The organism is Enterovibrio norvegicus DSM 15893 (assembly GCF_900115495.1).
Classification (GTDB): domain Bacteria; phylum Pseudomonadota; class Gammaproteobacteria; order Enterobacterales; family Vibrionaceae; genus Enterovibrio; species Enterovibrio norvegicus.
Genome location: NZ_FOWR01000038.1, coordinates 1 through 23,594, shown reverse-complemented (window position 1 = coordinate 23,594; position 23,594 = coordinate 1). Strand labels below are relative to the sequence as shown.

Below are 23,594 nucleotides of genomic sequence, written 5' to 3'. Positions count from 1 at the left end.
AAGAAAACAAAAAAGCAGCCGAGGCTGCTTTTTTTAGGTCTGAACGTGGCGTTTTTACTGAGCTTTACGCTTTGCGTTTTCTTGGCAGCATGTAATGGCCTCATTCAATAATTCCAGTGCTGTTGCATCAGATTCTGGTAAAGCTGCATCACTGGTATTGATTGGCGTTACACGGTCACCCCAACGTAGCACACCTGCGCCCCACGTTAAGCCCGCCCCAAAGGCAGCCATAAGCAGGGTGCTGTTAGGCGTCACTCGGCCTTCTTCAACGGCTTCACACAGCGCAATCGGAATCGTTGCTGCGGAAGTATTGCCGTATTTATGGATGTTAATGAATGCTTTTTCCAACGGGATCTTGGCATGGTCGCAGAGGGCTTCAATGATGCGCTTATTGGCTTGGTGAGGAATAACAAGGTCAATGCCTTCCGGTGTTTTCCCTGCGCGCGAAAGCACAGCTCCTGCTGCAGAACCCATACCTTTCACGGCGCGTTTGAATATCTCGCGACCCACGAAGTTGAATTCAAAATACCCATTGTCTTGGGCAAAGCGTGGCATACCTGTACCGAACTCTGGAATTGCCAACACATCGCGGCCTGCTGAATCACAACCGAGTTGCGCTTCCAATAGGCCCACTTCTTTGTCGGTTTTGCTAAGAATAACGGCGCCAGCTCCGTCACCGAACAAGACTGCAGTATCGCGTTTGCTCCAATCGAGGTACCAAGTGAGGCGCTCTGCGCCAATCACCAACGCATGCTTATACGCACCAGCTTGGATCATGCGTGTTGCGGTTTCTAATGCGTAAAGGAAACCTGTGCAAGCCGCGTTTAAATCAAAGGCTGCGGCTTTCTTCGCGCCCAACTCAAGTTGCACCTTAGACGCGATGTTTGGAATTAATGTATCTGGCGAGCACGTGGCGACGATAATAAGATCAAGGTCAGAACCTTCAATGCCTGCTGTTGCAAGAGCTTGTTTACCTGCAACCGTTGCTAATTCAGACGTGTTGACGTGGCTGATACGACGAGCACTGATTCCGGTGCGCGACGAAATCCATTCGTCAGAAGTTTCAATGAAAGTGCTTAGATCAGAATTCGTTAGTTCAGCCTGCGGAAGACATTTCCCCCAGCCTGTAATTTCAGCAAATGGCATGATTGTCTCTTGTTTTTATCATTCAAGCATTCAGTGTAACGCTGAAAAATCAATGAAACAATTCAACATGTTGATCAATGTGTGGCTTGCAACACCTCACGCGGGTTGAAGTACGTTAAATTGGACTGGAAAATGAAAAAGTGGCCAGAAAGGCCACTCTGTTTAAATTGTTTAGGCGAAGAATAAAAACACTGCCGCGAAAACAAATGTGATGCTTACCAGAAAATCCACGCGAATATAGCGAGTACGATAATCGACGCAAAATTTAGGTAAAAACCCGCACGCATCATTTCTGACTGTTTGACATGGCCAGATGCAAACACAATGGCATTAGGCGGTGTTGCAACAGGCAGCATGAAGGCACAAGAGGCAGCGATAGCGATCAGTGCCGACAGGATGACTGGCGATACCCCAAGCGCTTCTGCGACCGTTGCAAATACAGGGACAAGCAAGGCGGCACTGGCCGTGTTGCTGGCAAACTCTGTTAAGAACACGACAAAGGCGACAACAGTAAGCAGAGTGAAGAAGATGCCTGCTGACGACAAGAAGCCGCTGAGGGATTCAGCCAAGAAAATACTGGTGCCTGTGGCTTTCAATACGTTACTCAAGCACAAGCCACCACCGAACAAAAGTAATACGCCCCAATCCGTCGATTTTTCAACGTCTTTCCATTTCACTACGCGTGTCGCACCCAGCAAGATGATGGCAGAAATTGCCACGAGCGTATCGAACTTACTTAGGCCACCCAGCATTTGGTTAATCGGTTTGCTGAAAATCCAGCAGAACACGGTTAGGCCGAAGATCATCAAGGTAAGACGACGGGCATTGTTCCATTCGATAGGGGTGTGGTCGAGCTCAAACGTGTGCGTTAGGTTTGGCTTGGTGAGGATATACAGTAATCCAACGGTAATAGGGAGTAACACCATGGTGATCGGCAGGCCAAGCTTCATCCAATCAATAAAGTTCAAATTCACTTCTGCTGCTGCAATGGCGTTGGGTGGGCTACCAACAATGGTAGAGATACCGCCGATACTTGCGCAGTAAGCAATACCCAGCAACACGAAGACATAGGTGCCGCGTTCTTGCTTGGCGTTCACTTTGCTAAGCACTCCTAACACCAGCGGAAGCATCATGGCGGTGGTGGCCGTGTTTGATATCCACATGGAAAGACCTGCAGTGACACCAAACAGCATCATGACCGCCACGCTCATTTTCCCTTTCGCAACGATCAGGACTTTGTCTGCAATGGCTTGGTCGAGCTTTTGAACATGCAATGCAGCTGCCAGCGCAAAACCACCAAGGAAAAGGAAAATTATCGGGTTGGCGAAATTGGCCATTGCCGTGGGTGTTTGGAAAACACCCAAGCCCACTGCGAGCACGGGCACCATCAGCGCAGTAATGCTGACATGCAAAGCTTCTGTCAGCCAAAGCACTGCAATGAAGATAAGCAGGCTCAAGCCAATAACGACATCTTTTTCGTAGGGCAATACATTCAGTAGGACTGCGAAAAGTGCAATGTCCGCTAATAAGATCAGGCTATTTCTGTTAAACAGCCAATCTTTGAAAGCAATAGTTAATGCTGTCATGTCGACTTCCTTTATGGGTATGTAGGGTTATTTTTGTAATTGTTAGAGCTAATCACTCAGAGTTCGGAAGCATTATTCGCAGAGCAGGGCGGGTAAATCGGGCGTAAACACACAAGATTAACAAGATGTTATTTGCGTGTTTAAATTTGAGATGGGGGAAGTTGTAAATGGGTAGAAATCCACCCGTCATTCAGAAAGATGGCGGGAATTTATTGTGCTGCAGAGATGTTTTCTGTGTTTGAATTCGTAGGTTCTGGTTCTGGTTCTGGTTCTGGTTCTGGTCCTGAATCAGGAAGTGTATGGGTGTTGATGCCATCCACAGAGATTGTTTCTTTAGGGCCAAGGAACTTGGGTTGAACATCAAGCACGTAGATATCCAGTAAGGCTTTTACGCGTGCCAAGGTTTCACGGCCGCGAATTTTGAGTCCCGCCAACCCTTTTGGACTTGGAACCGCGAGGCAGATAGCATCAATGTTGTAGTGGTCGGCAATAAAAAGAGCACGTTCGCAGTGGAAGGCCTGTGTGACAATGGTAAATTTGTCAGCACCGAACACTTCTCTTGCGCGGATCACTGAATCGAGCGTTCGAAACCCTGCATAGTCCAACACAATATGTTCGTCAGGAATGCCTGCTTTGAGCATATCTCTTTTCATTGTCCACGGTTCGTTATACGAACGGTGTGCGTTGTCGCCACTCAGTAGAAGCACATCCACTTTCTTCTCTTGATAAAGTGCTTGGGCGGCTTCGACACGGTAGGTGTAATACGGATTTCTGGTTTTACCTATGTATTTGCTGGTGCCGAGTACCAATGCAACATGGCGTGCCGGTGTGTTATCGATGGACGTGTATATCCTTCCTTTCGCCTGATAAGACACCCAGAGATCCATCGCCGCAATACTGAATAGAGATGCGACTATCAGGAGAATCGTGATGATGGCGAGTTTACGAAAAGGCATGAGCAATTAGACGAGGCTTTAATTCTTTGATGAACCAGCAGATTATAACAAAGGAACGTAAATGAAAAAGAGAACAGCCGCAAGCTTGTGAGCTTGCGGCCAACTTTTTAGTTAGAACGATGTACGCTTATATTGGCGGTATTTAGGTTGCCAGAAAATCGCATCGATTTTCTCTTTTAGCGCATCCTCTGCCAATTCGAGGGCAACACCTTGTTCGATGGCTTTCTTAGCAACAGCAAGTGCAATGTGCTTTGACACGGTGTGAATTTCTTCCAGCGGCGGAAGCAGAGCACCTTCGCCGTCTTTCGCCAGTGGTGAACATTCAGAAAGTGCGCGGCTTGATTCCATCAACATTTCGTCAGTGACACGTTTTGCATCCACAGCAAGCACACCCAAACCAATGCCGGGGAAGATGTAGCTGTTGTTACATTGTGCAATCGGGTAGGTTTGGCCGTTATCGAGCACGACAGGGTCAAACGGGCTGCCCGTTGCAACCAATGCTTCGCCGTTTGTCCAACGGAGAATATCGAATGGCGTCGCTTCAACACGGCTGGTTGGGTTTGATAGTGGGAACACGATAGGGCGCGCACAGTGCTCGTGCATCGCTTTAATCACGTCTTCACTGAACAGACCTGGCGCACCAGACACACCGATAAGTACGGTTGGTTTCGCGTTCTTCACCACATCCAGTAGAGAAAGGTTTTGATCGTCCGCTTCCCAATCTTTCAATACATCACGCTTTTGTGTCAGCTTTTGTTGGAAATCCAGCAGGTTTGGCATGGTGTCTACCAACAGACCCCAACGGTCAACCATGAACACACGCTCACGCGCTTCTTCATCGCTAATGCCTTCTGATACCATCTGCGCGATGATCGCTTCTGCAATACCACAGCCTGCAGAACCTGCGCCCAAGAAGGTAATACGCTGTTCAGAGAGGGCCGTACCTGCCGCTTTACACGCAGAAATCAGTGAACCAACCGTGACAGCCGCGGTGCCTTGGATGTCGTCATTGAAACAACACACACGATCTTTATAACGCTCAAGCAGTGGCATGGCGTTCTTCTGTGCGAAATCCTCAAACTGGATTAGCGCATCTGGCCAGCGGCGCTGAACAGCTTGAATAAATTCTTCGATGAAATCATCGTAATCTTGGCCCGTTACGCGGGAATGGCGCCAGCCCATGTACATAGGGTCAGAAAGACGTTGCGGGTTATTGGTGCCCACATCAAGTACGATCGGCAGCGTGTAAGCAGGGCTAATACCACCACAAGCGGTGTACAGTGCCAGTTTACCGATAGGGATACCCATACCACCGATACCTTGGTCACCAAGGCCAAGAATGCGTTCGCCATCGGTGACAACAATCACTTTCACGTTGTGGCGTGAAGCATTGTTTAGCATTTCGTCAATGCGGAAACGGTTCGGGTAAGAGATGAACAAACCACGGCCACGACGGTAGATATCCGAGAAATTTTCACAGGCAGCACCAACGGTTGGTGTGTAAATGATAGGCATCATCTCGGTGACATGGTTGTTCACCAAACGGTAGAACAGTGTCTCATTGGTATCTTGGATATTGCGCAGGTAAATGTGCTTATCCATGTCGTTCTCAAAGCGTTTGTATTGCTTGTAGGCACGCTCTGCTTGCTCATCAATGGATTCAATGGCTTCTGGTAGCAAACCTTCTAGGTTGAAAAACATACGTTCTTCAACGGAAAACGCACTGCCTTTATTCAGTAGCGGCGTTTCAAGTAGCGCTGGACCAGCGTAAGGGATATAAAGAGGACGTTTTTGATTATGCATTGTTAAGTACGACTCAAATCTTTCGGAATTTTATGAATACGTTAACCCTTCGTTATTGGGTATGTCACTTCTGTGTGCATGCTAAGGAAACAAGCAAACAGAGGGCTAACGATGTGCTGAAAGTGTAGTGGTGAAGTCCGCTACTGTTCAACCTTCTTTTGGCAAAAGAAGCGGCGGTGTAGCGTATTTAACGCGTTATACATCCAAAATGGCCTCAAACATTAGCGTTTGAATCACAATGAGAAAGTTTGAACAACACAATTCGAGGGCTAGCGACGCTTATTCGAACATTGGAATGTTTCTTCGTCGGTGCTTTGCGATACACTGCGAACCATTCGAAGTGTTTCAAGATCTCCTCATGCAACCAGACTTTTCATTTCCACTCCCTATTGATGTTCTTCGTGATGAGATAGCGCGTATGCTTCGTCGGCGTAATGTGATCATTCAAGCCGATACGGGGACGGGAAAATCGACACGGGTGCCACTTTGGGCGCGAACTCTTGGTCGTGTGTTGGTGATTGAACCTCGACGTGTTGCGTGTACTTCACTTGCGGGGTTTGTGGCAGAAAGCCTTTCGACGTCGGTTGGTAGACAGGTTGGTTATGCCATTAAGTTTGACCATCGGTTTACTGAAAACACTGAAATTGTGTTTGCGACGCCGGGCGTGGTGCTTCGCTGGTTTAGCGAAAACAAACTGGCGGATTTTGATGTTGTGATGATCGATGAATTTCACGAACGCCGCGCTGAAATGGATCTGCTGGCAGCCTTGTTGCTCAAACATGAACAACATCGCTTGATCGTGACCTCTGCGACCTTGGATGCGGGGAAACTCGCGACCTATTTTGATGCAGAATGTTTAAAAGCTGTCGGTAGGAGTTACGGTGTCACAATATCTCACCACGCTCGAGACCCACAGTTTATGCCGACTGCACGGGATTTGGATGTTCGTATTAAGGCCCTTGTTGTTGATGCATTGGCGCGAGGCGGTGATGTGTTGGTTTTCTTGCCAGGCAAGAAAGAGATTAATCAATGTCAGGCGATACTAAAGGGCATTGAAGCAGAGGTTATTCCTTTGCATGCATCGGTATCTGATCACGATAGACACAGAGCACTGCACCCATCTTCTAAGCAAACTCCGCGTTCTCACGCTAACGCTCAGTCTGACCATGTTCAACGTGTCGTGCTGGCCACCAATGTCGCTGAAACCTCATTGACCATTCCCGGTATTGTCACTGTGATTGATTCTGGGCTAGAGCGCCGAACGCACCAACGTAATGGTCGTACCGCATTGGCTTTACATGCTATATCAAATGCCAGTGCTAAACAGCGTGCAGGACGTGCTGGTCGTGTTGCTGAGGGATATTGTGACCGCATGTATGGAAAGCATGCGCCTTTAGAGGCATTCACGCCACCAGAGTTGGAGCGCGAAGAACTGACAGAAACCATGCTTGCGGCGGCGGCATGTGGTTACCCACTCAATACATTGCCTTTGCTCAGCGTGTTACCTGAAAAATCTTGGGTCGCAGGTACGCAGAGGCTTCGCGCGATGGGGGCTGTTGATGACGCAGGGCTGATTACCGCTCATGGTCATGTCCTATACCCACTACCGATTGATGCATTGTTTGCGCATCTTATTTCGGGCATGAAGGATAAAAGCAATCAAGAAGCGATGTGTGATTTAGCCGCAATGCTTCAAACACCACAAAAGGTTTGGACGCGTAAAAGCGGTGATGAATCCCTCGACACGTTTACCCAATGGAATAAGTATCAATGTGACGTTGTCACATCACTGGCGGTCATTCGAGAAGAACAGCCGGACGTCATTGACGTTGATGCGCTTGCGCTTAAAGAAGCGAAGCAACTTTCTGCCTCGTTACGTGACGCCTTGGCGTTACCACAGCGAGAAGTGGCGAGTCGATTTAAACGTGAAGCCTTTTTGAAGAATGTCATTGATGTCGCGCCAGAATTGGTTTTTGTTCGCCGCGAACGCAGACAGCAAGCGTTTGGGAATGGCATGAGCGAAGCCGTGCTGAGTCGTGACAGTGATTTTCCTGATAAAGGGCATGCAGCAATCATCTTTGATCAATTTCATTTGGCGGGAAAAGGGTCAAAGCAAACCACGTCATATGCGACCTGCACGGCACCTATTTCACTTACTTGGATCGCAGAAGCTGGCTTAGGCGAGGAACAGATTGGAGAACGACAAGAACAGAACGGGCAGTTCGTTGATCTCGTTAAAACTGTGTATGCCGGTCGTGTTGTCTCAGAAACCGCAAGGTTTGCAGAAGGCGACAGTCTGATTTCAGCGTTCGCAGAGCGCATTCTGTCAGGCGACCTTATTGAGGGTGCAGGAGAGGCGATCACCCGACAAGTTACCTACTGGAACCTTTATCAATCCTTAGATAACAGAGCGTCGAGCGAGACTGTAAATGCACAGGCGTGGCTTCAACAAGTGCTTGTCGATTTGGGGGTGGAATCTGCGGAAGATCTAGCACTTCTCGACAGTGATGATCTTCACTTTGATGGCATTCCTGAATGGGAGTTTGATGATTTTGCTCAAAAATACCCGTTAATGCTTCAGCTTGCGCAGTTAAACCTGACGGTCGAATACAATAAAGCAAAACGCACTGTGATTCTTCATCACCACAGTGGGCTTCGAAAAGAGGGGCCAAAACGGTGGGAACTACCAGCATGGCAAGGCTGGCGTGTTCAATACAAAAAAGCCAGCCGTGTGGTTGATGTGAAATAGAAAGGATAAAAACGCCTCAACAGGCGTTTGTATTCGTTCGACGGCTACTCGAATGGCGAGAACATTTCCACTTCCGCTAAGCCAGTGTTTGCGGTGCGTTGTGACGTTGATGTTACTCGAATGGTAACGGCGTTCACCTGCTTTGAATTGAAGCGTACAGGGACGGCGAAGCCGTTGTTTGAAAGTTGATTAAACGGCAGTGTTGTCGAGTTGTTTCCGTCATGAAATACAATTTCACCGCCCGTGATGTGATCAACGAGATTTGGTCGGTCATAGAGAGTGATTTGGTCGAGCGTGACTGACTCATCCCATTCATATTTTATCCAAGCACCGCTCTTCTCTCGGTTACTTGCCCATTCTGCTTTTTGGGTAATGTTGTAGTCTGTTGGGTAGCCTGAATAGACACCATCAACCGTATTATCGGCGGTTTGTCCTGTTGAGTTGTTCTCTGATGACGCGGTAATGGTTGCATCTTTAGCGATGTTTCTTCTCGTCTGACACGCTGTATTGGTATTCAGTTCGCGTCGGTACATGCGTGTGAGCCATGCATTGTGGCCGTGATCCCACGTACTGCTGTGATAGTTATCGGCAATACTTCCGGTTGTTACTCCCCATGTCCTTGCATTGACAATAAGTTCGCTGTCGGACACGTTTCGCGCTAAGGATGCCGTTCTGTAGTTTTGATAAAACCGAAAATCAAAGCAATGCTCTTTCAAACTGAATGTTTGAATGTCTTGCATTAACCAAGATACGGCCTGGTGATCTGAGTGGTCTCCATGATTGCCATGCTCGGCAATGTTGGTTTCAGCTGCGTGTATCTGAATAGTAGAGAATCCAACGGCTTCTTCTGCAATAAGTTGCTCGATGGTCCAGACTAAATCTTTCCAGCCGTCGAAGGTATCCGCACCATCCACCGATAGAAGTTGGTCTATATCGCCATTTCTGAGCTTTTCGAGTGATGAATATCCTGTGAAGTTATAACCACTGCCATTACCTGAGCCGTCCGGTAGACGGAAAAAATAGGACACGGTGTTGCTGTAAGCCGATCGTTCTAAGGTGTGGTCATTCACTGTAACAGTGGACACGCTTTCTTCTCTCCCGCGCGCGCCATTTTGAGTGTTCACCATAAATCGAATAGCACTCTTTGCTCCCTCTTCTCTCGCAATGTATTTGGGGTGCTGGAGGGGCCCATCTCCCAAGCCCGCATCACCTGCAGTGAAGTGAAGGAAAACGACTTTATTACTGGGGTTTTTCACATCGTTGTAGGCACTGGGATTCATAAAAAGCTGCCAGTCGTCCGCATGTGCAGCGACATAGATACTTAGGGTTGATGAATGTGCAAATTGACTAAACAAACAAAGGGCAAGAGAAGCGCCCAACGCCGCTTTTTTCATAGGAATACTCTCAAGTGGTGGCTGTGAGCATTTATCCGAAGGATAACGCGTAAAGAACTTGTTTTAGCAGTAAGCCTTTGAGAGAGCGTGTATTAAAGTTTGAAAAGAGATTGAAATGAACGAAAAAGCGCCCGAAAGGGCGCTTTACAGTGTTTATATGTGGTGTTCAGACGTGTATCAGTCGCGGAAATTATTGAACTGAAAAGGCTGACCTAAATCGGATTCTCGCGCCAATTGCATAACCGCTTGAAGATCATCTCGCTTTTTGCCCGTAATGCGCAATTGCTCACCTTGGATTTGCGCTTGAACTTTGATCTTTGCATCCTTGATCATTTTCAACAGCTTCTTCGCAATCAATGCTTCGATGCCGTTTTTGAAATGAACATCTTGCGACCAGGTTTTGCCGGTGTGAACGACGTCTTTAGGTTCCATGGCTCTTGCATCTACGCCGCGCTTCGCCAAATTACCACGAAGAATATCGATCATCTGAGTGACTTGGAAATCTGAATCAGCAGACACTTTGACGACTTCTTTGTTTAGCTCGAAGCTGGCGTCAACACCACGAAAATCGAAACGAGTGGCGAGTTCTCGCTTTGAGTTGTCTACGGCGTTTCTTAGTTCGACGTTATCAATTTCAGAGACGATGTCAAAAGAAGGCATAGTATTATCCTGATGTTTACTTGAGAAAATTAGACAAATTTTACAACAAATTGCTTAGTTGTCGTTATTACGTTTTTCTATCGCGTTTGCCAACATATCCAGCATGTCGCAGGTATCATTCCAACCCAAGCATGGATCTGTGATGGATTTACCGTAGGTCAAGCCGCTGATGTTGTCTTTTTCAACCGCTTGGTTGCCTTCCTCGATAAAGCTTTCTGCCATGATGCCGGCAATGAAAGCGTCGCCATCGGTGATTTGCTCACAAATGTCTTTCGCGACATCAAGCTGACGTCTGTGTTGTTTTTCACAGTTAGCATGGCTGAAATCAACAACCAATTTTGGCACCAAATTGAAACTGTTAAGGTCTTCAGCCGCACTGGCAATATCTTCACGCTTGTAGTTAGGCTGGTGGCCACCACGTAAAATAACATGACCGTATGGGTTACCGCTGGTGCGATAAATGGTCATTACACCTTCTTTGTTTGGCGAACAGAACAGATGAGACGTTTGGCTTGAACGAATCGCATCAATGGCGATCTTGATGTTGCCATCTGTGCCGTTCTTAAAACCGACAGGGCAAGAAAGGGCGGATGCCATTTCACGGTGAATTTGAGATTCAGTTGTACGCGCACCAATGGCCCCCCAAGTCACCAAATCAGCAATGTACTGACCTGTGATCATATCGAGGAATTCAGTGGCGGTTGGCATGCCAAGTGCATTCACGTCGAGTAGAAACTTGCGTGCTTTGAACAGGCCTTCACGTAAATGGCAACTGCCGTCCAAACGTGGGTCATTAATCATGCCTTTCCAGCCAACAACGGTACGTGGCTTTTCAAAATAGGTACGCATAACAATGTGCAGATTGTCTTTGTGCTGTTCTGCTTTTTCTTTTAAACGGCGGGCGTAATCAAGTCCTGCTTCTGGATCGTGAATCGAACAAGGGCCGACAACAACAAGAAGGCGGTTGTCTCTGCCTGCAAGAATATCTTCTGCTTGTCTACGTGATTCTGCAATTTGCTGGGCAATGCTGTCAGTAAGCGGATGTTCATTTTCCACTTCTGAAGGCGTTGGCAAAGTGTCAACAGGTTGTGTTCTGAGTTCGTCTGTTTTGATTGGCATGGACACTGCCTTCCTTACTTCAGTTTTTCTGCAAAGGCAGTAAGATAGCAAAAATTCGCGGACATAAAAGCGGGGAAGCGATCTTTGCGCAATTAAATGTGTTTATTGCTTTACATTTCGTCTGTTCTCGTTGCCATTGCTGGTATTTTGCGCTGTGGATTTCAAGGTTTTAACGTTGACGCTAGAAATTGATATTTTCGCTTGTATCCCCGAGTGTCTCTGGGTATGTTTTGAGGCAGATAGAGACAAATCTGTTGTTTGGATAAACCTTCGATTTGTTTCAAGAAAATTTGCCTCTTTGGCAGCTCAATCATCACAAGGCAGTATTGGTGCGCTATGTCTCAAATGGAATTGACTTACTCTCACGTTCTTAAAACCCCGTCTCAGCTCGAAAACAATGACAATGCCCTGGGCTTGATTGCTTTGGGTGATCTCTATGCATCAGCCATCAATGTCCATCCTGCATCTTTAGATGACAGCGCAGAGGCCGTTGCAACGTTGGTTGAATTGATTGAAACAGCACACAAGAAAAACCCCGATCAACCGCTTCGTATCATGTTGAACCACAAAAGCTCACTGGAACTTCGCCAGTTAGTAAACAGCGAGGCTGAAGCGGAAGAGTCAAACCCAGATATGGGATTACGTGGTGTGTCTCGTTACGTGAGTGACATTGGTCGTCCGGGCTTTGTGTTGGAATGTGAAGTGCTTAAAACAGCCATCATGGACAAAAAGCTTCCTGTTGAGATTGTGGTGCCGTTTGTTCGCACATCAAGCGAAGCTGCCACCATGATTGACCGATTGGCAGAGCGTGGCTTATGCCGTGGCGCGAACGGGTTAAAAGTTCACCTCGCATGCCAGCTTCCCGCGAATGCGTTACTCGCCGAGCCATTGCTTGCGTATTTTGATGGGATCGTGGTTGATGTTGATAACCTTGCCGCGTTTACCTTGGGCGTGGATTTTGGAAACGATGCGTTGCCGTATGGCTTTAACAAGCATAATGAAGCAGTGCGTGGTTTGATTCTTGATACTATTCGAAAAGCGCAATTGGCGGAAAAACCAGTTGCCGTGTTAACACAGCAGAGCGATACGCACATTATCCAACTTGCGGAAGGTGCCAATGTGGAGATCCTTTTCCAGTAACGTGCACGTTAGAACAGTGAAAACGCCGCGATGGTTCGCGGCGTTTTTGATCGTAAAGTCTCACGGTGTGCAAGCCTAGTGTTGACTGGCTTACAGAGCTATTCGCACTCGAATTGGATGAAGAAAAGGCAATCACTTCGTTGTATTCAAATAACTACAACGCATGCGCAGCAAATCCCGTATACTGCGCACAATTGAAAAACGAAAGAGCAGAGCATCAATGATTAAAATTGGTCAGTTGAATACCTTAACCGTGGTGAAAGAAGTCGATTTTGGTATTTTCGTCGATGGCGGCAGTGAATACGGGAACATTTTGTTGCCGAAGCGCTATGTACCAAAAGACACTCGCCTCGGTGATGAAATCGAAGTATTCATTTATTTTGACTCTGAAGACGACATTATCGCGACGACAGAAACACCTTTGGCCCACGTTGGTCAGTTCGCAAAACTGAACTGTATTAATACGACGCCAGTCGGTGCGTTTCTTAACTGGGGCTTGCCGAAAGACTTGTTGGTGCCGTTCAGTGAGCAGCGCATTCGAATGCAAGAAAACCATTCGTACCTTGTTTATCTTTACTTGGATAGTGCATCAGGTCGTATTGTTGGCTCAACCAAGTTTAACAAGTTCCTTGATAAAACGCCGGCGCGTTACAAAGTAGGCGAGCAGGTACATATCACTGTTGTTGAACAAACGGATCTGGGCTACAAGTGCGCTATCAACGATAGCCACTGGGGTTTGATCTTCAAGACAGAAGCATTTGGTAAGCTGTTTGTTGGTAAGTCGCTAAAAGCCTTCATTAAGCAAATTCGTGAAGACGGCAAAATTGACCTGTCTTTGCAGAAGTTAGGCAAGGGTAAAGTGGATGATCTCTCTGACAAAGTCATTCGCACTCTCGAAATGAAAGGCGGCTTCTTGCCAGTGACAGATAAGAGCAGCCCAGCGGAAATCTTTGAGATCTTCCGTACAAGTAAGGCGACGTTTAAGAAAACCATTGGTAGCCTGTACAAAGAGCGTCGAATTCGCATTGAGTCTGACGGCATTTACTTGATCAAGTAAACCAGTCAACGGCTGATTCAAGCAAAAAACCTTTAAAAAGGAACCGAGAGGTTCCTTTTTTTGTGTCTCTTTTTCAGGCGAAGAAGTCTTATCTTTGACCTTGCAAAATGGTCGTGTGAAACGGTTTCTTACGATGCATATTGTAAGGCATACAAACCACGCGAGTTTGGCTAGGTATAAAACCTATAAAGCAATGCATGATAAGGCGAGGGACCGCCGAATAAAAAGAGCCCGGAACGATTCCTGTTCCGGGCTTAGGGGAATGGCTCGTAAGAGCCTTGCGCTAACTGGTTTAAATGGAGATTTGTAATCTCTTACAAATTTAGCTTCTGCAAGGCGCTTACGGCGTTTCATCATTGAGAATATGAAAAGTATTCAGTTAACAAATAAGTTCACGTCTCTAACTAGTTCTCTTGGAAGGCCATTTTTAATTTTATTGCCTACCCATTTACCTATTCCGATAGGTTGACCTCGGTAACATACAATCACTTCACCTTTCCCTGTGAGATCTTGCGGCCTAATATCTCGGCCCATATACCACTCTTTAGCGTTTTCTGCTGAAAGGTCGAGGCAGACCGCTTCTTTGCCAGTGGCCAATGCCATCACGGTTTCGTGTTGCCAGCGATAACCATTTTTGTGTGACTCAGCAAGTTTCAATCCGATGCGATCGAATTTAATTTCTGGAAGTAAGCGTTCAACGGCTTTCGGGAACAGCCAAACCTCTTTGTCACGAAGCCACACGGTTGAATTTTGCGGCACGACGATGCCCAGTGATGATTCGACAGCAGCAATGATTTCGGCCGAATCTTTACGTGTCGCAGGCTTAAACGGGAAATTACGTGGGCGCTTTCTCACCATTTCGCTGTTCACATTTTCGGTTTTTCGAATACGCGCGACGAAGAAGCCTTCGCTATCGAAGATTTGCGGAAACACGTGGAGGAAGCCTTCTTCTGTGCAGGCTTTCTCTGCGCCTTCAAACAAATGGCCTAGAGGTTCAAACGCTACTGCATCGCCAAAGGTTTCTTTCAGAAAGTGGCAAATGTGTTGGTTTTCTTCGTGGTTCAATGTGCAGGTTGAGTAAACCAGAGAGCCGCCTGCTTTTAGCGCGTGAAAGGCGCTCGTGATTAAATCACGTTGTGTGTTTGCAATCTCGGTAACAGATTCAGGGCTCCAATTGCTCATTGCATCGGCATCTTTACGGATTGTGCCTTCGCCCGAGCAGGGTGCGTCGAGCAAAATGGCATCAAAGCTCTCTGGAAGCCACCCACCAAACACACGGCCATCGAAGTTCGTCAGAGCGGCATTATGAACACCACAGCGGAGTAAGTTCGCGTGAAGCACTTTGACGCGGCTTGCTGAATACTCATTGGCGACCAATACACCTTGATTATTGAGTGCAGCAGCAATCTGGGTTGTTTTTGACCCTGGTGCTGCAGCCATGTCTAACACGCGCTCGAGATCGGTATTGTTCTCAAGCAGGGCGGTGACAGGCAGCATGGAGCTGGCTTCTTGAATGTAAAAAAGCCCTGCCATGTGTTCGGCAGTGTTGCCGAGTGGCACGGTATCGGCGTTCTCTTCACGTTCAATCCAAAATCCGGTATCACACCAAGGAACAGGAGATAGTGTCCAACCTTTCTCTTGCGCGCGGATTTTAAAATCTTCGACAGAGTTCTTGAGCGTGTTTACGCGAATGCTTCTGCGTAACGGGCGCTTACACGCGTCGATGAAATCGTCCATGGAGAGATGAGATGGAAGGATTTGCTCAACTTGTTTTAGGAATAACTCTGGCAATTCGATATTTGGATGCACTTGAACGTGTCTCTTACTGAAATTTCTTGATGGCGAAGTGTAAAAGGAAAGTGGTGCAGACGCCAGATTCTCTCAACGTTCGGCAAAGAAAAAGCGCGATCCTTTATAAAGAATCGCGCTTTTCGGGGTGCTTGTGTTCGGTTTTAACTTGGCTCTGCCGTGTTAGAACTCAGGAATGGCTGTGCGCCATGATTCCCATTCTGACTTTGCTTCACGGTGTAGCAAGTAATGCTGATCAGAACGCGCTGGTGCCGCTAAGGCTTCGCCTTCAGGTGTTGCGAACGCGATGCCACCTTTGAGGATGCTCTCAATGGTGCCACTGCGAACTGTCGCGCCCGTTAAGCCGATTGAAACATCCACGCCAGAACGGTTCCAGAATACCGTGTTGTTGCGAACCAAATGTTTGTAATCATCACTGATCTTCACTTCAATCAGGACGCGGTCAGCGAAACGGCCAAGACGCACATCGGTGACGGTACCTACCTCAAAATCGCGGAATAGAATCGGGGTTCCCACGTTCACAGAGCCACGATTTTCGCTCTCTAGAACCAGTGTGAGGCCGCCTTTGTATTCCGCAGCGTTGTGAAGTTGGAATTCCTCACGCAGCTTGCCATTGCCCGGTACGACGGAAATATACGCGCCAAACAGAGAATCCAAGTTTTCGGTTTTGGTTAGGCTCAATGTAGGCTGCGCTACCCAAAAATAGCTCGTCGCTTTAGCAAGTTTGCTGGAATACTCAGGGTACAAAATGGCATTCACGATCACGCCTTCATATTGGAAGGCTGGGGAGAGATCTGTCACTTCACCGACATCAACGCCTTGATAGCGGATCTTGCTGCCTGCTGAAAGGCCATTGGCTTCATCTGCTGTAAAGGCGATTTTTAGCCCGTAGTTTTGTGCATCAGTCAGACTGTCATATAGCTTCCAATGACGGCCGTTTTTGTTGTCGATACCTTGAATGTCGCCAAATGAAATACCGCCAGATACGATAGATTTCAACGAACCTGTATCGATATGTACGCCGGACAAGCTCGCTTTTATGTCGACACCTGATTGGTTCCAAAACACGGTTTTATCAGAGATCAGGTGGTGGTATCGATTCTCGATTTTCACCTGAACTTCGACGCTGTTTTTCGCCAATTGGAAGCCTTCGACTTTGCCGACGGTGAAGTTCTTATACATCACGGGGCTGCCTTCGGAGACTGACGGCAATTTTGCAGCGATAAGGGTTAGCGTTCGATAGCCCTTTAAGCTGTCTTGCGCGTTTCGTGCTTGGATTTCAGATTTAAAGAGGGTGTAGTCATCGCGTACTTTTGCTTCGCCTTCGCTGGTAAAGCTAATGGCTGGCTCCGCCATTTGCGCGACAGCCGGTACAATAAACTCAACACCTTCTGAGGTGATTTGGCCAGTGACACCACCAACGATGAAGAAGCGTGTCTGACTCTTCACCAGATGTTTGTATTGTGGATCGATAATGACATCGAGGCTGACTGAACCGTCATTCAACGCTGTCTTGTTAACGAAGCCCACTTGCATACCGCGGTAAAGGATCTTTGTATTTCGCCCTAACCCCCACGCGTTTTCGGCACTTAATGACACCGTCAGTGCACGAGGGTCTGAGGCCATGATGGAATCTGTGCTTTTCGCCGTGAATTCATGCGTTTCATCACCATCACCAGGGGAGATAGACAGGGTGTTCCCTGTAAACAAATTCGGTAGATTTTTCAAACCATCGAAATTGAGTTGCGGGGCTTCAATGATGAACTCACTGTTGCTCTTTAATAGCCATGCCATTGCGGGATCAATGTTGGCTTTCGCGATGGTGCCCGTGAAGTCTTTATTGAATGAGATATCGTTCAAGCGACCGACTTCTAGCCCTTGATAGACGATAGGGGCCTCATGGTTTTTGATGTTGTGGTTCGCAGGCAAGTTGATAGTGATAGGGATGCCGCGGTCTGTATCGTTAATTGATCTGTAAAGTTGGAACGTTGTCATGTCAGGTGCTTGTGTCGCTGCCATTGGCGAGTCAAACGCAACACCGCCAGCGAGAACAGAGGCGAGGTTTTCAACTTTGACGTCGACACCCGATAATGACACATCGGCACTCACGCCACTCACGTTCCAGAAGCGCGATTTTTCTGTAACCAGACTTGCGTGTTCTTTCTTCACTTTAAGTGAGACTTTTACGCGGGTTTTGTCTTTGGTTAAACGGTAGTCATAGACTTCGCCAACACGTATTTTCTTGTAATACACACCCGAACCTATGCTCAATGACCCTAAATCGGGTGCTTCAAGCACAACGTGCATGCTGTCGTCATCAAAGGCAACAGGCGGTGCTTCTTCTGCTGCAACAAATCGTGTTTGCGAATCACCCGCGCCCGGGAATACAGCAATATAATTACCGGAAACCAGCGCATCGAGCCCGCTAATGCCAGTGATTGAGGCTTTGGGCTTTACCACCCAAAACACCGTGTCCTTTTTAAGGATCTTCGTTGCTTCGGGGTAAATGTCCGCTTCTGCCGTGATGCTTTGAAGATCATCTGCCAGATTTATCTTACGGATCATTCCGACTTCTAAGCCTTGATAACGGATGGTGGTTCTTCCCGCTTCAATGCCTTGTGCATCGGTAAATTGAATTTCAATGCGTTCACCAGCTTCACTGACGGAACGATAAAGAAGCCAACCTGCTAACAAGAAAGCAAGGGCGGTAAAAATCCACAAAGGGGAGATCCCTCTGTCTTTTTTAATCGTCGGCTCTTTGATTTGAGGTTGTTCAACGTTGCTCATATTTATCCCAAATAAGACGAGAATCGAGGCTTTCAGCAGCAATCATGGTTAACACCACAACCAAGCCAAAGGCAATAGCGCCAGGACCAGGCGTAAAATCGAGAAGGCGTCCTCGATCGATGAGGGACATCATGATAGCGATAACGCATAAATCCATGACTGACCACTTACCAATCCACTTAACGAAACGATACATTTTCATGCGTTGCTTTCTGCCTGATTCCACTTTGAAGTGAATGCAAATCAGGATGTAGGCGAGGCTAACGATCTTAGCAACGGGCACGATGATGCTGGCGGTGAAAATGATAATGGCGATGCCATACATGCCTGTTTTAATTAGATGGGCGACGCCAGAAAATATGGTGTCTTCTAATCGCTTGCCGTTAGTAAGCAAAATGGAAATCGGGAAAAAGTTCGCCGGAAAGATAAAGATAATTGCGGCGATTAAGCAAGCCCACGTTTTCTGAATACTCTGGAAGATACGTTTTTCGAGCTTGGCGCCACAGCGGGAGCAATTCGAATGCTCCGCATCTTGAGCAAGGCCACAATGCTTGCAGCCAATCAAATGCGTATCATCGACATGTAATGCAGTATCAGCGCATTCGTTGGTTGGAATATTGGCAGAATAGGCATCCCAGTAGCGCTTTGGTGACACACGAGAAAGCAGGGTTGCCATGAGTATCTGAAGTAGCACAAAACTAAAGAGCCCGCTGCCCACCGATATTTCAGCAATGTCTGCGACTTTGAAGCCTGCAATACCGAGGCTGACAAGAAACACATCGACCATTACCCAGTGTCGAATTACCTTCAATACATACGTCGTGTAGTAGAGGCTTTTTGCATGGCGGTAATGAAGTGCGACATTTGATAGCAATATCGACAAGAGAAACACAAAGGGTGAAAAGACGGTGCAGAAGAGGACTAACAGACCAACAAAAGGAAAAGTAGAAAGCAGAGTGACAGCGCCACTTCCAACCGTTGTTGAAAGGTTAACGCCAATCAACTCAATGCTGATCAAAGGAAACAGTTGTGCAGGGAAGAACAATGCCAGCGCAGCAAGCCCCAGCGCGATTTCGCCTGAAAAGCTGAGTGATGTATTTTTAGCCACCCGAGAGTCACATCCCGGGCAGCATGCGCTGTAGCCTCGCGCTACAGACACGTTACGCAATATCAAGTCACAAGATGTGCATCGCAGCACGCGCATGGCTGATTCTACCTTATATAACGTTGAGTGTTTCTCTTGATAGGGCGCTCAAGCTGTACAGCTTAGTACACTAAGTGTTGAGTCTGATAGACGGCTATGTGTGTTCATATTCAAGACAGCGTCATCGTTAAAGTGAAAGCATCATAAACTTTCTCGTTCTTTTGGGACATGAAATTATGTATAAAACACGGATATCTCAATGAATTTGTTCAAATCTTCGTCGTTCATTTTGTAGGTTAATGCCTCATGCTGAATTCATCACCTTAACTAGAGATTCGAACGTCCTGTGTTTAGCCACATAACTTTCATGATTTCATCGGGATAAATTCTTAGTCATCTTGAAGCAGTTTGGAATTTTAGGGCGATTTCACTATTGAACCTCAGATAAATACATTATACGGTTATTGCCTCCTTCATACGGATGCTGTAAATCAATGGAAAACAAAGCCGCGTTCTACAACCTTCTTACTCGTCAAGCGTTAGCCTTGATAGAAGGGGAACCTAACCTCATTGCAAACCTTGCTAATGTCAGTGCGCTTCTTTACCAAGAACTTGAATGCATTAACTGGGCAGGTTTTTACCTTGATGATGGCAATGAATTAGTGTTGGGTCCGTTTCAAGGTAAGCCAGCTTGTGTGCGTATTCCCTATGGAAAAGGTGTGTGCGGCACTGCGTTTAGTGAGGACTCTGTCCTACGTATAGAAGATGTGCACCTCTTTGAAGGGCATATCGCCTGTGATGCAGCCAGTAATTCAGAAGTTGTTTTACCGTTATATGTGAAGGGTAAACTTGTTGGTGTTTTGGATATAGATAGTCCAGAAAAGGCAAGATTTGATGAGTATGATGAAACCGGACTCACTTTATTGGTCAATGAATTGCAAAAACACCTCTAAATTTAAGGTTCTCTGTGGTTTTTCGTACTCAGGTATCTATAATACGCAGCACTTATTTTGTTAACTCGTACACAATCTCTATTGTCGCCTTTGCGCAAAGAGACAGGAAGAAAAATGGAAAACACTGAAAAACTGGCCAACAGCAAACAAGTTATTGCATATATCGCTGAGCGTTTCCCGAACTGTTTCACTCTTGAAGGTGAAGCGCGTCCTCTGAAAATCGGCATTTTCCAAGACTTGTCTGAACGTCTTGCTGATGATCCAAGGGTCAGTAAAACCCAACTTCGTGCCGCATTGCGTCAATACACGTCTTCCTGGCGTTACCTATATGGCGCTAAAGAAGGTGCTGTTCGCGTTGATCTAGACGGTAGTGATTGTGGCGCGCTTGAGCAAGAGCACATTGAGCATGCTCAAACTGCGTTGGCTGAAAGCAAAGCGAGAGCTGCTGAACGTCGTAAAGAGCAAGCTGCGAAACAAGGTGACAAAAAGTCTAACGCGAGAGACAAAACAGCACCAAAAGCAAATAAATCAACGGTTAACCAAGCAAAATCTCGACCAGCTAAGGCAAAAAATACTAAGCTTACTAAGAAGCCAGTTGAGCCACGTCGTGAACTCAACGCCGAAGATATTGTCGTAGGTAAGGACGTTAACGTTAATATGGGTAATGGCAACATGCCCGCTACGATTGTAGAACTTAATAAGGACGAGGTTCGCGTACGTTTAAGCAATGGTCTAACCATGCTCGTTAAAGCGGAGCACCTCAGTTCATAAAGGGAGAACCCTCGACGCATGACATGTCGAATCCGCTTTTCTGTGATTGCTGCCAGTATTATGCTGGCAGCATCCGCTCATGCCATTGAGGCTAAGTACGAATCATCTGACTTACCTACTCTGGTGTCTGAACCTCAACACAAGACAGCCAGCAAACGTATTACCCGCCGTTTTGAAAAATCTCACTATAAGCAGTTTCAGCTTAATGATGCATTCTCCGCGGAAGTCTTTGATCGTTATTTAGAAACACTTGATTTTAATCGCTTGTTCTTGACGCAAGAACAAGTCGATATGCTATCCAAGTGGCGTTCAGAATTTGATGATCAACTGCGTTCAGGCGAAACAACAGCAGCGTACGACATTTTCAATGCGTCTTTGCAAAAGCGTTTTGAACGTTACCAATATGCATTGTCTTTGCTCGATAACGAAATTACGTTTGATGCAAATGACGATATGTTGGTCGATCGCAGCGAAGAGCCTTGGGCGAAAAACGACGCAGAGCTTAATGAACTGTGGCGTCTTCGTGTAAAGAATGATGCGTTGAACTTGAAGTTGGCGGGTAAAGATTGGCCTGATATTCGAGATACGTTGAAAAAGCGTTATAACAACGCGCTCAAACGCCTTACCCAAACGAAAAGCGAAGATGTTTTTCAGATCTATCTGAATGCTTTCTCGCGTGAAGTTGATCCTCACACCAGTTACTTGTCGCCACGAAATGCTGAGCAATTCCAATCTGAGATGAACCTGTCTTTGGAAGGGATTGGCGCGGTGTTACAGGTTGAAGATGACTTCACTGTTATTCGCTCTTTGGTTGCGGGTGGCCCTGCATCAAGCTCGAAAAAGTTGTCTCCAGGTGACCGAATCATTGGTGTTGCGCAGGATGACGATAAAGTCGTTGATGTGATTGGCTGGCGTCTTGATGATGTTGTTCAGTTGATTAAAGGTCCAAAGGGTAGCAAGGTAAAACTTGAGATATTACCTGAAGGCGCGAACTCTAAAAGTTACAAGGTAACAATTGTCCGTGACAAAATCCGCCTTGAAGATCGTGCAGTAAAATCTGAACTTATCGAAGAAGGTTCGGCTAAAGTGGGTGTTATCTCAGTCCCTAGTTTCTATGTTGGTCTCGCTGAAGATACTAAGAAAGAAATTGCCAAGCTCAAAAAAGATAAGGTCAGCGGTATTGTTATCGACCTTCGTAACAACGGTGGTGGTGCGCTAAGTGAAGCGTCTGCGTTGACCGGTTTGTTTATTAATGGTGGCCCCGTTGTTCAAGTACGTGACAGTTATGGTCGCGTAAAAGTGAACAGCGACAGCGACAATGCTATTTACTACGATGGCCCAGTGACCGTTTTGATCAACCGTTACTCTGCTTCTGCCTCTGAAATCTTTGCTGCCGCATTGCAAGATTATGGTCGCGCAGTGATTTTGGGCGAACAATCTTTCGGTAAAGGCACGGTGCAACAACACCGTTCACTGAACCATATCTATGATTTGTTCGACAAACCACTAGGCCATGTTCAGTACACCATCCAAAAATTCTATCGAATCAATGGTGGTAGTACACAAAACTTAGGTGTTGTTCCTGACATTGCGTTCCCAACGGCGGTTGATCCTGAAGAAACAGGAGAGAGTGTTGAAGAAAATGCGTTGCCGTGGGATAGCATTAACCCTGCTGCATACAGCACTGTTGGTAATACCAACAGCTTGGTTGTTGAACTTGGTAAATTGCACCAGTCTCGCATCAAAAATGATGAAGAGTTTGGCTTTATTGCTGAAGACATTGCCGAGTACAAGGCGATTAAAGACGATAATGTGATTTCTTTGAATGAGAAATCACGCATCGCAGAACGTGAAAAAGAAGATAAAAAGCGACTTGCGCGTTTAAATGACCGTCAAAAAATGTTGGGGAAAAAAGCCTTTAAGACATTGGATGACGTGCCAAGCGATTATGAACAGCCAGACGCTTATTTGAATGAAGCGGCTTTGATTACGCTAGACATGGCAAGGGCTAAGTAGTGTTGAGTTGTTACTCAATGATGAATTAATTAGTGATTTATCAATAGTTAACAGAAATTAAAAAGCAGGCCTCGAGCCTAATGCATGTGAATTAAGCTGAATTACGCCTTCTAGAAGGCCTGGTCGCATAGCGACTGGGCCTTTTCTTTACTGCTCTTGGATATGTCCTCTCCATCCTCTCTGGAAGCACAAAGCTCTCTGCCATATCGAGGATATACCTGAGCACTTCTGGATATCTTCCGGGCGCGACAGCCGGGAGCATCTGCAACTGACTCACCAAAAATATCGATGCCTGCTTAAAACCTATTTGGTATGGCATTACCGTATTCAAGGAATACGCCATCTGGCACATCATAAAACGCAGCAGGTTGTAGGCAAGCAACATCCCCCAAAGCTCCTGCTTGACCAACGCCGGCGTTTTACTTCTTAGTGTCAGGCTATTTTGAAGCATGTACTGTTTCATCTCTCGGTAACCTAATTCGATTTCCCAGCGATGACTGTAGA

General features: G+C 46.7%; 17 protein-coding genes. 6 read left to right on the top strand and 11 right to left on the bottom strand.

The features are described from left to right. Positions 1-54 precede the first annotated feature (54 nt). The 4 genes from BM082_RS19635 to BM082_RS19620 form a co-directional block, all read right to left on the bottom strand. Positions 55-1,146, bottom strand: coding sequence for a ketoacyl-ACP synthase III (locus BM082_RS19635; RefSeq protein WP_017007775.1), 1,092 nt, complete (start codon positions 1,144-1,146; stop codon positions 55-57). Positions 1,147-1,361: 215 nt separating this feature from the next. Continuing rightward, positions 1,362-2,732, bottom strand: coding sequence for an SLC13 family permease (locus BM082_RS19630; RefSeq protein WP_017013596.1), 1,371 nt, complete (start codon positions 2,730-2,732; stop codon positions 1,362-1,364). 209 nt (positions 2,733-2,941) lie between these two features. Continuing rightward, positions 2,942-3,688 (bottom strand): SanA/YdcF family protein, encoded by a 747-nt coding sequence (locus BM082_RS19625; protein WP_074928298.1) that lies wholly within the window; start codon positions 3,686-3,688, stop codon positions 2,942-2,944. A 111-nt stretch (positions 3,689-3,799) separates the two neighbouring features. Beyond that, on the bottom strand, positions 3,800-5,491 hold the full coding sequence (locus tag BM082_RS19620) for an NAD-dependent malic enzyme (protein WP_017007772.1): 1,692 nt from the start codon (positions 5,489-5,491) through the stop codon (positions 3,800-3,802). A gap of 358 nt (positions 5,492-5,849) precedes the next feature. On the opposite strand from BM082_RS19620, the gene BM082_RS19615 reads away from it, so the two are divergent. Next, positions 5,850-8,240 carry a helicase-related protein gene (locus BM082_RS19615; protein WP_017013598.1) on the top strand — a complete coding sequence of 797 codons (2,391 nt, stop codon included), beginning with the start codon at positions 5,850-5,852 and terminating at the stop codon, positions 8,238-8,240. A 44-nt stretch (positions 8,241-8,284) separates the two neighbouring features. Here BM082_RS19615 and BM082_RS19610 read toward each other — a convergent pair whose 3' ends face one another. The 3 genes from BM082_RS19610 to BM082_RS19600 form a co-directional block, all read right to left on the bottom strand. Next, positions 8,285-9,634: a DUF7402 domain-containing protein gene (locus BM082_RS19610; RefSeq protein ID WP_074928295.1), complete on the bottom strand. Its 1,350-nt coding sequence runs from the start codon at positions 9,632-9,634 to the stop codon at positions 8,285-8,287. Between the two features lie 177 nt (positions 9,635-9,811). Then, positions 9,812-10,294, bottom strand: a complete 483-nt coding sequence (locus tag BM082_RS19605; protein WP_017011918.1) for a YajQ family cyclic di-GMP-binding protein — start codon at positions 10,292-10,294, stop codon at positions 9,812-9,814. A 54-nt stretch (positions 10,295-10,348) separates the two neighbouring features. Further along, positions 10,349-11,413 (bottom strand): 3-deoxy-7-phosphoheptulonate synthase, encoded by a 1,065-nt coding sequence (locus BM082_RS19600; protein ID WP_017011919.1) that lies wholly within the window; start codon positions 11,411-11,413, stop codon positions 10,349-10,351. Positions 11,414-11,749: 336 nt separating this feature from the next. Between BM082_RS19600 and BM082_RS19595 the strand changes: the two genes are divergently transcribed. Beyond that, positions 11,750-12,553 carry a putative PEP-binding protein gene (locus BM082_RS19595; RefSeq protein ID WP_017013600.1) on the top strand — a complete coding sequence of 268 codons (804 nt, stop codon included), beginning with the start codon at positions 11,750-11,752 and terminating at the stop codon, positions 12,551-12,553. Between the two features lie 220 nt (positions 12,554-12,773). Continuing rightward, positions 12,774-13,610 (top strand): CvfB family protein, encoded by an 837-nt coding sequence (locus tag BM082_RS19590; RefSeq protein ID WP_017013601.1) that lies wholly within the window; start codon positions 12,774-12,776, stop codon positions 13,608-13,610. Positions 13,611-13,985: 375 nt separating this feature from the next. Here BM082_RS19590 and rsmF read toward each other — a convergent pair whose 3' ends face one another. From rsmF to BM082_RS19575, 3 genes are all read right to left on the bottom strand, one after another. Further along, entirely contained in the window at positions 13,986-15,419 is a 1,434-nt protein-coding gene (gene rsmF, locus BM082_RS19585) for a 16S rRNA (cytosine(1407)-C(5))-methyltransferase RsmF (protein ID WP_017011922.1), read from the bottom strand. 162 nt (positions 15,420-15,581) lie between these two features. After that, positions 15,582-18,206, bottom strand: a complete 2,625-nt coding sequence (locus tag BM082_RS19580) for a PqiB family protein (RefSeq protein WP_017013602.1) — start codon at positions 18,204-18,206, stop codon at positions 15,582-15,584. Next, positions 18,193-19,410 (bottom strand): paraquat-inducible protein A, encoded by a 1,218-nt coding sequence (locus tag BM082_RS19575; RefSeq protein WP_026024864.1) that lies wholly within the window; start codon positions 19,408-19,410, stop codon positions 18,193-18,195. The genes BM082_RS19580 and BM082_RS19575 overlap by 14 nt, the downstream gene beginning before the upstream one ends. A 434-nt stretch (positions 19,411-19,844) precedes the next feature. On the opposite strand from BM082_RS19575, the gene BM082_RS19570 reads away from it, so the two are divergent. The 3 genes from BM082_RS19570 (at position 19,845) to prc (ending at position 23,090) form a co-directional block, all read left to right on the top strand. Next, positions 19,845-20,303 (top strand): GAF domain-containing protein, encoded by a 459-nt coding sequence (locus tag BM082_RS19570; RefSeq protein ID WP_017007602.1) that lies wholly within the window; start codon positions 19,845-19,847, stop codon positions 20,301-20,303. 114 nt (positions 20,304-20,417) lie between these two features. Then, a complete protein-coding gene (gene proQ, locus BM082_RS19565) occupies positions 20,418-21,074 on the top strand; it encodes an RNA chaperone ProQ (protein ID WP_017013604.1) in 657 nt (218 codons plus the stop codon). A gap of 18 nt (positions 21,075-21,092) precedes the next feature. Beyond that, entirely contained in the window at positions 21,093-23,090 is a 1,998-nt protein-coding gene (prc, locus tag BM082_RS19560) for a carboxy terminal-processing peptidase (RefSeq protein ID WP_017013605.1), read from the top strand. A gap of 91 nt (positions 23,091-23,181) precedes the next feature. Here prc and BM082_RS19555 read toward each other — a convergent pair. Beyond that, positions 23,182-23,594, bottom strand: a 413-nt coding sequence (locus BM082_RS19555; protein WP_139218807.1) for a transposase, incomplete at its 5' end; no start/stop codon positions are given.

What these genes read in the sequence shown, in the direction of transcription:
- BM082_RS19635 (WP_017007775.1), bottom strand. Translation starts at nt 1,146, where the DNA reads ATGCCATTTGCTGAAATTACAGGCTGGGGGAAATGTCTTCCGCAGGCT.
- BM082_RS19630 (WP_017013596.1), bottom strand. Translation starts at nt 2,732, where the DNA reads ATGACAGCATTAACTATTGCTTTCAAAGATTGGCTGTTTAACAGAAAT.
- BM082_RS19625 (WP_074928298.1), bottom strand. Translation starts at nt 3,688, where the DNA reads ATGCCTTTTCGTAAACTCGCCATCATCACGATTCTCCTGATAGTCGCA.
- BM082_RS19620 (WP_017007772.1), bottom strand. Translation starts at nt 5,491, where the DNA reads ATGCATAATCAAAAACGTCCTCTTTATATCCCTTACGCTGGTCCAGCG.
- BM082_RS19615 (WP_017013598.1), top strand. Translation starts at nt 5,850, where the DNA reads ATGCAACCAGACTTTTCATTTCCACTCCCTATTGATGTTCTTCGTGAT.
- BM082_RS19610 (WP_074928295.1), bottom strand. Translation starts at nt 9,634, where the DNA reads ATGAAAAAAGCGGCGTTGGGCGCTTCTCTTGCCCTTTGTTTGTTTAGT.
- BM082_RS19605 (WP_017011918.1), bottom strand. Translation starts at nt 10,294, where the DNA reads ATGCCTTCTTTTGACATCGTCTCTGAAATTGATAACGTCGAACTAAGA.
- BM082_RS19600 (WP_017011919.1), bottom strand. Translation starts at nt 11,413, where the DNA reads ATGCCAATCAAAACAGACGAACTCAGAACACAACCTGTTGACACTTTG.
- BM082_RS19595 (WP_017013600.1), top strand. Translation starts at nt 11,750, where the DNA reads ATGTCTCAAATGGAATTGACTTACTCTCACGTTCTTAAAACCCCGTCT.
- BM082_RS19590 (WP_017013601.1), top strand. Translation starts at nt 12,774, where the DNA reads ATGATTAAAATTGGTCAGTTGAATACCTTAACCGTGGTGAAAGAAGTC.
- BM082_RS19580 (WP_017013602.1), bottom strand. Translation starts at nt 18,206, where the DNA reads ATGAGCAACGTTGAACAACCTCAAATCAAAGAGCCGACGATTAAAAAA.
- BM082_RS19575 (WP_026024864.1), bottom strand. Translation starts at nt 19,410, where the DNA reads ATGCGCGTGCTGCGATGCACATCTTGTGACTTGATATTGCGTAACGTG.
- BM082_RS19570 (WP_017007602.1), top strand. Translation starts at nt 19,845, where the DNA reads ATGGAAAACAAAGCCGCGTTCTACAACCTTCTTACTCGTCAAGCGTTA.
- proQ (WP_017013604.1), top strand. Translation starts at nt 20,418, where the DNA reads ATGGAAAACACTGAAAAACTGGCCAACAGCAAACAAGTTATTGCATAT.
- prc (WP_017013605.1), top strand. Translation starts at nt 21,093, where the DNA reads ATGACATGTCGAATCCGCTTTTCTGTGATTGCTGCCAGTATTATGCTG.